The 2,059-nt window shown below is 58.5% G+C and carries 3 protein-coding genes; all 3 read right to left on the bottom strand.

Translation table 11 applies throughout. The features are described from left to right. On the bottom strand, nt 1–997 hold a 997-nt coding region (atpD, locus tag Q8Q83_RS02085), incomplete at its 3' end, for a F0F1 ATP synthase subunit beta (protein ID WP_305620696.1). 30 nt (nt 998–1,027) lie between these two features. Then, nucleotides 1,028–1,888, bottom strand: coding sequence for a F0F1 ATP synthase subunit gamma (gene atpG, locus Q8Q83_RS02080; RefSeq protein ID WP_305620694.1), 861 nt, complete (start codon nt 1,886–1,888; stop codon nt 1,028–1,030). Nucleotides 1,889–1,938: 50 nt separating this feature from the next. Beyond that, nucleotides 1,939–2,059, bottom strand: a 121-nt coding sequence (locus Q8Q83_RS02075; protein ID WP_305620698.1) for a hypothetical protein, incomplete at its 5' end; no start/stop codon positions are given.

Genomic DNA, 2,059 nt, shown 5'->3' with positions numbered 1-2,059 from the left:
CCGCTGGGTAGATACCCAGGGAGGCGATGTCACGGGACAGTACGACGGTGGCGTCCAAGTGGGCGAAGGTGGTCGCCGGGCTCGGGTCGGTCAAGTCGTCCGCGGGTACGTAGACGGCTTGGATCGAGGTGATCGAACCGGTCTTGGTCGAAGTGATGCGCTCTTGCAGAACGCCCATTTCTTCGGCCAGGGTCGGCTGATAACCCACTGCCGACGGCATACGGCCGAGCAGTGCGGATACTTCGGTACCGGCCAGGGTGTAACGGTAGATGTTGTCCACGAAGAACAGTACATCACGGCCTTCGTCACGGAACTTCTCGGCCATGGTCAGGCCGGTCAGTGCCACGCGCAGACGGTTGCCTGGCGGCTCGTTCATCTGACCGTAGACCAGGGCTACCTTGTCGAGAACGTTGGAGTCCTTCATCTCGTGGTAGAAGTCGTTACCCTCACGAGTACGCTCACCCACACCGGCGAACACGGAATAACCGCTGTGCTCGATGGCGATGTTACGGATCAGCTCCATCATGTTTACGGTCTTGCCGACACCGGCACCACCGAACAGACCGACTTTACCACCCTTGGCGAACGGGCAAACCAGGTCGATCACCTTGATGCCGGTTTCCAGCAGCTCGTTGGAGCCAGCTTGCTCGGCGTAGGAAGGCGCAGGGCGGTGAATGCCCCAGCGCTCTTCTTCGCCGATCGGGCCAGCTTCGTCGATTGGGTTGCCCAGCACGTCCATGATCCGGCCCAGGGTTTTCACCCCGACCGGAACCTGGATGCCTGCGCCAGTGCTGCCGACGCTCAGGCCGCGTTTCAGGCCTTCGGTCGAACCCATCGCAATGGTACGTACCACGCCGTCGCCCAGCTGCTGCTGAACTTCCAGGGTGGTTTCGGCGCCGACTACTTTCAGCGCTTCATAAACACTCGGCACTTGATCACGCGGGAATTCCACGTCGATAACGGCGCCGATGATTTGAACGATACGTCCGCTACTCATCTTTGGTTCCTCTGAATATTTGAACCGTGCTTAAACCGCGGCAGCGCCGCCGACGATTTCCGAAATTTCCTGGGTGATCGCTGCCTGACGCGCCTTGTTGTAAACCAACTGCAGGTCTTTGATCAGATCGCCAGCGTTGTCGGTGGCGTTCTTCATCGCGATCATCCGCGCCGCTTGTTCAGCCGCGTTGTTCTCAACCACCGCCTGGTACACCTGCGACTCCACGTAACGCACCATCAAGCCGTCCAGCAGCTCCTTGGCGTCGGGTTCGTAGAGGTAGTCCCAGTGATGCTTGAGCTCTTGATCCGGATCAGCTTCCAGCGGAATCAACTGCTCCACCGTGGGCTTTTGCGTCATGGTATTGATGAACTTGTTCGAGACCACGGACAAACGGTCGATGCGACCCTCGAGGTAAGCATCGAGCATCACCTTGACGCTACCGATCAGATCATTGATCGACGGTTCTTCGCCCAGGTGGCTGATCGCAGCAACGATGTTGCCACCAAAGTTGCGGAAGAATGCCGCACCCTTGCTGCCAACCACGCAGAGATCGATCTCCACGCCTTGCTCGCGATTGCTCGCCATGTCCTTGACCAGAGCCTTGAACAGGTTGGTGTTCAGACCACCACACAGACCACGGTCCGAGCTCACCACCACATAACCGACGCGCTTAACTTCGCGCTCGATCATGAACGGATGACGGTATTCCGGGTTGGCGTTGGCCAGATGACCAATAACCTGGCGGATACGCTCCGCGTAGGGACGGCTAGCAGCCATGCGCATTTGTGCTCTGCGCATTTTGCTGACCGCCACCTTTTCCATGGCGCTGGTGATCTTCTGCGTGCTTTTGATGCTCGCAATCTTGCTGCGAATCTCTTTTGCGCCTGCCATTTGACACCTATCGGGTTAGCAAGCGGGGACCGGAAGGTCCCCGCTGCGGCTTACCAGGTTTGGGTGGCCTTGAACTTCTCGATACCGGCCTTCAGGCCAGCGTCGATTTCGTCGTTAAAGTCACCCTTCTCGTTGATCTTCGCCAGCAGAGCGGCGTGATCCCGGTTGAAG

The sequence above is a fragment of the Pseudomonas sp. genome (genome assembly GCF_030696055.1).
Classification (GTDB): Bacteria; Pseudomonadota; Gammaproteobacteria; order Pseudomonadales; family Pseudomonadaceae; genus Aquipseudomonas.
This window is presented reverse-complemented; position numbering and strand designations above follow the sequence as displayed.